Origin of the sequence: Funiculus sociatus GB2-C1, assembly GCF_039962115.1 — a bacterium.
GTDB lineage: Bacteria > Cyanobacteriota > Cyanobacteriia > Cyanobacteriales > FACHB-T130 > Funiculus > Funiculus sociatus.
The window spans coordinates 65,293-73,133 of the sequence record NZ_JAMPKJ010000029.1 but is presented as its reverse complement, the minus strand read 5'-3'; the positions used below and the strand labels follow the sequence as shown (position 1 = coordinate 73,133).

Genomic DNA, 7,841 nt, shown 5'->3' with positions numbered 1-7,841 from the left:
TAGGTGTCAACAATTTTTTGCCGCAGGTCAAGGGAGTAGGGTTTCATCTCTAATCAAGAAAATACTCATGCTCTATGCTTTGAGCGTACCTCACTAGACAGGAAAAGGCTATATCACATTATTAAACACAAAACCCAGTTTCTCAACGAAACTGGGCATCTACTACCTTAACCCCTGCACCTTTAACAGGAATCCTCACAGATAGTTTAATTACTCATGCAAACATACCCTCCAGCTACAAATTGCAGAGTAGAGCCAGGAGGACAGTCCTGCTGAGTTATACTCCCCTCAAGCGGATTAGAAGTTGGTTGAACGGGAGTCGGACTTTGGGCAGCAGCGGGAGCAGAATTTTCCAGAAAACTTGCTAGAGGACTACCACCATTACGCCCAACAGCTGGGAGTTCCAACAAAGCAGTCGTTGCTTTCCCAGAACCCTCATTAGTAACAGAGTTTTGATCCCCCGGATGACCGTTAGGAATAAACAACTGTGGATGGTCAAAAGGTGCGCTCTGATTGCGAACTCTCGCATCAGTTAGACCGTTCATGAAAGCCACTAGCGCATCTTTTTCCGATTCGCTCAGCCCCAAGTTCTCGATGTCTGGGTCTAAGTTTTGGATATTAGTTTCGTGGAAATCTCCACCCCGATTGTAAAAATCCACTACCTGCCGCAGAGTCAGTTGCCCACCATTATGGAGGTAAGGAGCAGTAAGTGCTACATTCCGCAGTCCTGGTGTTTTAAAAGCTCCATCGACAGCCACTCTTTCAGTCGCACTAATAGGCGGACTCAGATTGGGATCGTTGAACTTTCCATTCTGCGCCAGTCGCGATTCTGAAAGCGGATTGCCAAACGGATCTTTACCGCCCACGCCTAAATCTTCCTGGGTAGGTCTAACACCAATGTTGTAAAAGCCGTTGTCATAAACAGCAACACCGTTATCGCCCATCACCATACGTTCGAGTCGTTCGTTTCGCACGTTTCTTACAGAAGCGTTGGTGAATTCGGCTCCACCGTGACAATTAACGCACTTAGCTTTACCCTCAAACAGCTGTTTCCCTAGTTTCTGCTGGGAAGTTAAAGCATTGCTATTTCCTTCCATGTATTGGTCGAAAGGCGTATTATCGGAAACTAGAGTTGACTCATACAGCTGAATGGAAAGTCCCATAAACAGCGAGAAGTTGTAATCCATCAACGTGAACTCGTCGGTAGCTAAAGCTCCCTGCGGTTGTTTGAAGATCCGGCTACCGTCAGTACCAACTTTGATAATCTGCTGAGAGTCCCACCACTCTGGCTTAAAGGCTTCTTTAACCATAGTTTCGTAGGTCTTCTGCTTCAGACCTGGTTTCGGCCAGTTGCTATATTTACCGAGAACGCTGTCTTCAGGATGCACAAGTTGCTTTGCCAGGGGAGGTAAGAATTTTAGCTTTTTACCAGTCTCTCTAGGAAGCTTCTTGGTCTTGACTCTATTAAACTTCTGACCGACATCAGGGAAAACACGACCAGTACCAGATTCCTCAACATCGCTGAGTGGCGGGCCTACCGCCTGCGATGCTAGAGAGGAATTCTTAAGGCTGACTTTCACTTGCTGTAGCGAAGACTGTTTTGTGGCTACTTTATAAAGAAAGGCATTTTTGTCTCTCGACCCGAAGGGATTGACGCCGTTAAAGTCATTCTGCGCCCTTCCATCCCAGAAGTTGCGGAAGTTGAACACCGCATTAATTGTACTGGGTGTGTTGCGACCTGTTACCTGACGGACGTTGATGCCGTTGACATTGAAAACTGGATCTGGCTGCACGGTTACATTGTCTACCGCACTACCGGGAATGATGTCGTTGAATTTGGTAAGATCGACACCCTGAGAACCAGTAATATCGTTATTGTCGGCTAGAACGGTCGAGGAACGATCATTTGGGTTTTGCAGCTTGTGGAATGGGTAATTTTCCGGCTTCAGGGTGTAATTAGGCCCTGTTCCTGAAGTGAAATTTGTCGATGGCCCTGGGTGAAGTTGATTTTTTGCTCTGTTGTCAGCTCCCGCATGGAAGTGGCAACTAGCACAGGACTGGAGGCCATCGCTTCCTACCTGCATATCCCAAAAAAGGGTTTTTCCGAGTGCGATCGCAGCTGTTTTATCCTTAACAAATTGTCCCAGATTGTCCGGCTGTGGGATCGGTACACTTTTGAGCGAAGCTGGCGACTGCGACTGTTCAGATGGCGATACCTGCGCCGCTACGGTATGTCCAGCTAAGACGATAATGGCAGCGATCGCTACCATTACCATGCTTTTTTTAATTCTCTTTGACAACCTCGATCCGAGTCGGTTAAGTCCGGCTGGAAACGCGATCGCAAAAAACGCCAGGTTTTTTATTCTTTTTTTCATTTTCCTCAACTGTCATAATTTCAGATAGTAACCCGAGCCCAGTAATGCTCCTCGCTGTTTTCAAATCGAGATTTTTCTCTATCTATATAATATATCTAATCTTTTACAACATACTCAAAATAATTGCTATTAAATACAACTCTGTGACATTTTTTATCCCGCCACTTGAGCATTATTAAGACTGGCAACTAAAAATCCAATATGTCTGTAATAATATATATTTTTTATCTTAAAAAATAAGCTATATTGTCTAATTTTTTTATCATAAATTATTCTACTTTAAGTATGCTGCATTTCCCCTGAACAATCATTTGTTTACCCAATGAATGCCGTATCATCATGTTTATACTAATCTTGACTGAAGTCGTTGCTCCAAAAAAGAAATTTTATATTGCTCAATTTCTACAATCGGCAGCAACATTGTCTCTTCAATTTCCTGCCGCGCTTTCTGACTTACATAACAATCACTATTTAGGCAATGCACCAGCAACTGATTAGCCTCATAGTATTTCTTCAGCATTTCTTTTTGCTGATTACTAAACTGCCAATGATGTCCTATATCGCGATAATAAACTATCACAGCTCTTAATTTCTCAATCCAAGACCCACCGTTATCTTTCCACCAAGCTCTAAATTGTTCTCTATCTTTATCAAAGTGAGGTAATTGCTTGTTTAGTTGCTCTAGCGATTCACTTAATGATGTTGGCGAAACTACTTTATCAGAATCTTTGTTTCCTTCAAGTCCAAAATCAATAGCACTAGCATGATTAATCGCACGCTTAAACACATCAGCATGAACGCGGGCAGGATCAAGAGCAAGGTTAAGGGTAAAATCAAGAGCCAGAAGGCGGTCAAGAGCAAGGTCAAGGGTAAGGTCAGGACTAAGGGCGCGAGTCAGGGTCTTGTCGAAGCCACGGGCAAGGTCAAGACTACCACAAATAACGCCATGAGCGCGGGCAAGGTCAAGGTCAAGATAAAATGCTCGAACAATTACTGGTTTGAAGTTTGAAGAGACTGCACAAGACTTTTTGTTTACCCAAGTTAGGAATTTTTGCAAATCCTGATCTTGAGCGATGAGTGCATCAATATTTTGTTTAATGAACAGCAATAGCTTGTCTGCACTTGACAACATACCAACTGTTAGCAAAAAAACTTCCCGCCAACTTTTATGAGTTATTTTTTCTCCTAAAAACTCCCAAGTATTTTCCGAATGTATTTTCTCCAAATTATCAACGATCGCTCTAGCAGTAAAATATTCGTGAAATGTTAGGTGAGAAAAAGAGTAAATTCCTTTAGCACGCTCTACCAGTAGCCCGTGTTGCGCTTCAATAGATCTCAAAACTGCTTCGCTGTCGAGTTGTAATGCTTCAAAATCAGTATTAGCTCCGGGTAAATTCCGAATGTAATCCGTAATGGGCTGCTTTATTTCTTTTAGTTTAAAAAAGTATTCTCCACGTTTAAAAGTAATTACGGCGATTTTACTTAGTAAATCTTCCTTGGACTGTAATGATAAATTTTTGTATACTTGATCTCGTTCAATATTTCGCTTAGCATCCCAGTGTTTCAGCAGAACATCTACTCCTTCTTTGTATACTTCTAAGTGATTTGAGGGAAATTTGTCTAATTCTTCAAAAACTAAGCATAGCATTGTTAAAAGCAATGGATTTGTAGCTAGTTCTTTAATTGCCTGGTTTGCTTTGATGTTTTGGATAAATAATTCAGCTTTTGATGGAGATTTATACTGAAACCAATGTTTAGCGAATGTGAAAATTTGTTGATCGTCAAAATCAGCAATTTCTACCTCTGTAAACTGTTCAAATGTATATTCTTTCGCCGCCAGTCTACAGGTGATAACAAAACTGTTTGCATAGAAATGTTCGGACAAATAACAAATTTCTTTAAAAATCCTGGTATTGTCCTTTTCTCTAACTTCATCCAGTCCATCGAGTAAAACAAAAAATCTACCTTGAATTAATAATTTTTCAATTAGTTCCTGTCCATTAATTAAAAACCCGGAAACTTGCTGAGTTATGCCCTCCAATAAATTAGGTTTATTTGCCGCTTCGGCAAAGTTTTTTAAGTTTATAAAGACTGGGATTTTATCAGCTTGAATTATCCCTAAGTTGCACTGAATTGCTAAGTGCTTCAAAAAGGTGGTTTTTCCGGCTCCGGGTTTTCCCAGAACCAGCAGTTTTGAATATTTTTCGACAGCTTTTATCCCTGAAACTCCTTTTTCGCAAACCTTGCCAAAGCCTGGGCGATCAAAGTCTTCTGGAACACAAATTTTTATTAGATTAGCAATTTCTAGCCGTCTACGCCCAGAGATTTTCTCTAATACGTTGACGCTAGTGTAAATGTTATTCAAATTAATCGGTTGGGACATATCTAAGACTCGCATCGTCCCACATTTTTGTTGAATGTGGGCGCTTGCCTTCTGGCGCAATTCCTGCACTATAAGGTCAATAGGAGAAGCATTTTGCTCAAGCTTATCTGTCTGAGGTTCAAGGGCGACGCTTGGCTGAGCCACTATGTCTTCCCACTCTAGCCCTAGCTTTTCGCAAATCTGCACAAAATACTGCCGATCAACTCGCTCACCTCTAAAGAATTTGCTAACCGTCTGACGAGTTATTAGTAACTCTTTTGCTAAAGCATTCTGCGATAAGGAATCGCGAATTAAAGCTTTTTTTGCTTTTTCAAGACCTTGGGTCGATGCCTGAAGCGATCGCCCTACTCTTCCCGTCATCCCATAAACCCGTATTTATACGCCGTTAGATGAGTTTACATAACTTTTACATAAGTTTACATAACTTTTACAGCCTCTCGTACCTTTACTTATACCTGTTCTTTAACATCCGACTGCAAAGCTGGAATAAGACTGTGAAATTACTTAGTAAGTTCCACGAAGAAGAGATTTGCGTTTCCGTGAGATTACTAGGTTTGCCAAGCAAATGCTAGCATAACTTAGCTAATATAGGTAGCTTTACTCACCTCTATAGTTCAGTATATTTACCAGGTTTGCTTCGGTCAGGAGAACACTACCAAAAGAACATGATGAAAAGAATCAGTAGACGAGAGATGTTAAAACTGGGAGCGCTAGCAGGAGGCTCCCTCTTACTGCCCATAGGACTCCAAGGTCGTAGCTTCGCGGGAGATGCCGGTAGTCCGAGGGTAACGCCTTTTTCGCTTCCCTTCCGCGTTCCTCCGGTTCTTAATCCTGTACGCAGTGACTCGACTACAGATTACTACCAAATCACAATGCGAAAGGGACAGGCAGGAATTTTACCTGGGAAATCAACCCAGGTCTGGGGTTATAACGGTATAAGTCCTGGCCCGACGATCAAACAACGCAAAGATCGGCAATCTGTTGTCCGCGTTATCAATGATGTCGGTACGGAAACCTCGGTACATTTACACGGGATGGCATCCCTACCGCAGTACGATGGCTATGCTGAGGATTTGACTTATCCAGGACAATATAAGGACTATATCTATCCTAATAACCGCGCCGCTACACTTTGGTATCACGATCACGCAGTTCATGAAACTGCTCGGAACGTATACATGGGGTTGGCGGGACTGTATATAGTTCAAGATGACCTTGAACTTGGTTTGCCTCTACCTAAGGGCGACTACGATGTGCCGCTAATCATTCAGGATAAGCAGTTTGGGAGTGATGGCAGGTTGATATTTGACGACCAAGGCGAGGACAGTCAAATGGGCGACATTATCGTAGTTAATGGTGTGCCTTGGCCGCGCATGGAGGTGGCAAACCGCAAGTATCGCTTCCGAATTTTAAATGGGTCGATTTCACGTTCTTACAAACTGGCACTAAGCACGGGCGATGATTTGGTTGTAATTGGCACTGATGCTGGGCTGATGAGTGCGCCTGCTAGGGTTAAAAATATGCGGCTTGGCAATGCAGAACGCTATGAAGTTATTATCGACTTTTCTAAATACCCTGTAGGAACCAAAGTAGTTCTGCAAAATCTCGGACTCCCCAATAACGACGACTACGATGGAACCGAGCAAATCATGCGTTTTGATGTCGTGCGTCGAGAAACTGATGATAGCTCTATCCCCAGCACGCTGCGATATGTACAGCCCATCTCCGCATCCTCAGCTGTGCGAACTCGCGAATTTAGATATGAGCGTACTAATGGGCTGTGGGTAATCAATGGCAAGACGTGGGATAGAAACCGAGACGATGCTAATCCACAAGTAGGCGATGTCGAAATTTGGCGTCTATACAACAACAGTGGGGGCTGGTTTCATCCTATACACCTTCATCTTATTGATGCCCAAATTCTTGACCGTAACGGTAAGCCGCCTTTTGCCTATGAGAAAGGCTGGAAGGATGTCTTTTATGTTGGCGAAAACGAGTCAGTACGTGTGATTGGGAAGTTTGGCCCCCACACGGGTAAGTATATGACTCACTGCCATAATTCGGTTCACGAAGACCACGACATGATGGGTCAGTTTCAAGTAGGTAAAGGTGGACCAGACCCCATTACTACAGCACCAGCGAAGAATCTCCCAGCACCGGCGCTGTAGCATTCAATACCTGAATAAACCAATCAAAGAACTCAAAATAGAAGCAATGCACTTTTTTGAAAAAGCGATCGCTACCATAGTTATAGCTACTGCATTGGGAGGGCTAGTTCCTCCTAGTTATGCAATGCCTGGGGGATCGCACGACCATTCGTCATCACCTGGGGGATCGCACGACCATTCGTCATCACCAAAAACTAAATTGCCGCTACCTGAAAAATCGGCAACCGAGATCGATGCTGAGAAATTTTATAATCGGGGTCTGGAGAAGGTTCAAGGAAAGGACTATCAAGGCGCGATCGCAGACTTTACCGAGGCGATTCGGTTAGATCCTACTCATGAAACGGCATATATCAATCGCGCTCATAGTCGCAATCAAATACACGACCATCAGGCAGCGATTGAGGACTTTAACCAGGCAATTCGGTTAAATCCGACCTTTACTCACCTCTACAATAGTCGCGGAGAAGTTCGCGCTCATCTAGGCGATCTTCAGGGAGCCATTGAGGACTTTACTCAAGCAATTCAAGTTTATCCTGAAGAATGGATTGGCTACTTTAATCGCGGGAAAATCCGCTACAAACTTGGCGACCATCAAGGAGCGGTTGAGGACTTTACTCAAGCAATTCGGTGGAATCCTAATTATGCCAGCGCCTACACTTATCGGGGCGATCTCCGTGCCAAGCTAGGAGATAGCAACGGTGCAAATCAAGACTATCAAACAGCAGCTCAACTCTCTACTAACCCAGCAAATGTTGATAGGGAAGAGACAGCAATTAATCAGTAATATCAAATCTGGTTGATTACCCGCTATTTCCCGGAACCCTACCTCACCAATCCTTGCGGCTACAGCTTCCCGGTTGGCTTGCGGGGAGGAGTTCTTTTATTATGAGTAATCAACACGATTGGATATGAACT

Annotated in this window: 4 protein-coding genes; 2 read left to right on the top strand and 2 right to left on the bottom strand. The window is 43.4% G+C overall.

Annotation, left to right across the window (positions count from 1 at the left end; all coding sequences use genetic code 11):
• Window positions 1–206: 206 nt before the first annotated feature.
• Both NDI42_RS15230 and NDI42_RS15225 read right to left on the bottom strand, forming a co-directional pair.
• Window positions 207–2,375 carry a cytochrome-c peroxidase gene (locus NDI42_RS15230; protein ID WP_190455166.1) on the bottom strand — a complete coding sequence of 723 codons (2,169 nt, stop codon included), beginning with the start codon at window positions 2,373–2,375 and terminating at the stop codon, window positions 207–209.
• A 343-nt stretch (window positions 2,376–2,718) separates the two neighbouring features.
• Window positions 2,719–5,118 (bottom strand): NACHT domain-containing protein, encoded by a 2,400-nt coding sequence (locus tag NDI42_RS15225; RefSeq protein ID WP_190455163.1) that lies wholly within the window; start codon window positions 5,116–5,118, stop codon window positions 2,719–2,721.
• A gap of 308 nt (window positions 5,119–5,426) precedes the next feature.
• On the opposite strand from NDI42_RS15225, the gene NDI42_RS15220 reads away from it, so the two are divergent.
• Both NDI42_RS15220 and NDI42_RS15215 read left to right on the top strand, forming a co-directional pair.
• Window positions 5,427–6,926 (top strand): multicopper oxidase domain-containing protein, encoded by a 1,500-nt coding sequence (locus NDI42_RS15220; RefSeq protein ID WP_190455180.1) that lies wholly within the window; start codon window positions 5,427–5,429, stop codon window positions 6,924–6,926.
• Window positions 6,868–7,710, top strand: a complete 843-nt coding sequence (locus tag NDI42_RS15215) for a tetratricopeptide repeat protein (protein WP_348231423.1) — start codon at window positions 6,868–6,870, stop codon at window positions 7,708–7,710. The genes NDI42_RS15220 and NDI42_RS15215 overlap by 59 nt, the downstream gene beginning before the upstream one ends.
• The last annotated feature ends 131 nt before the right edge of the window (window positions 7,711–7,841 follow it).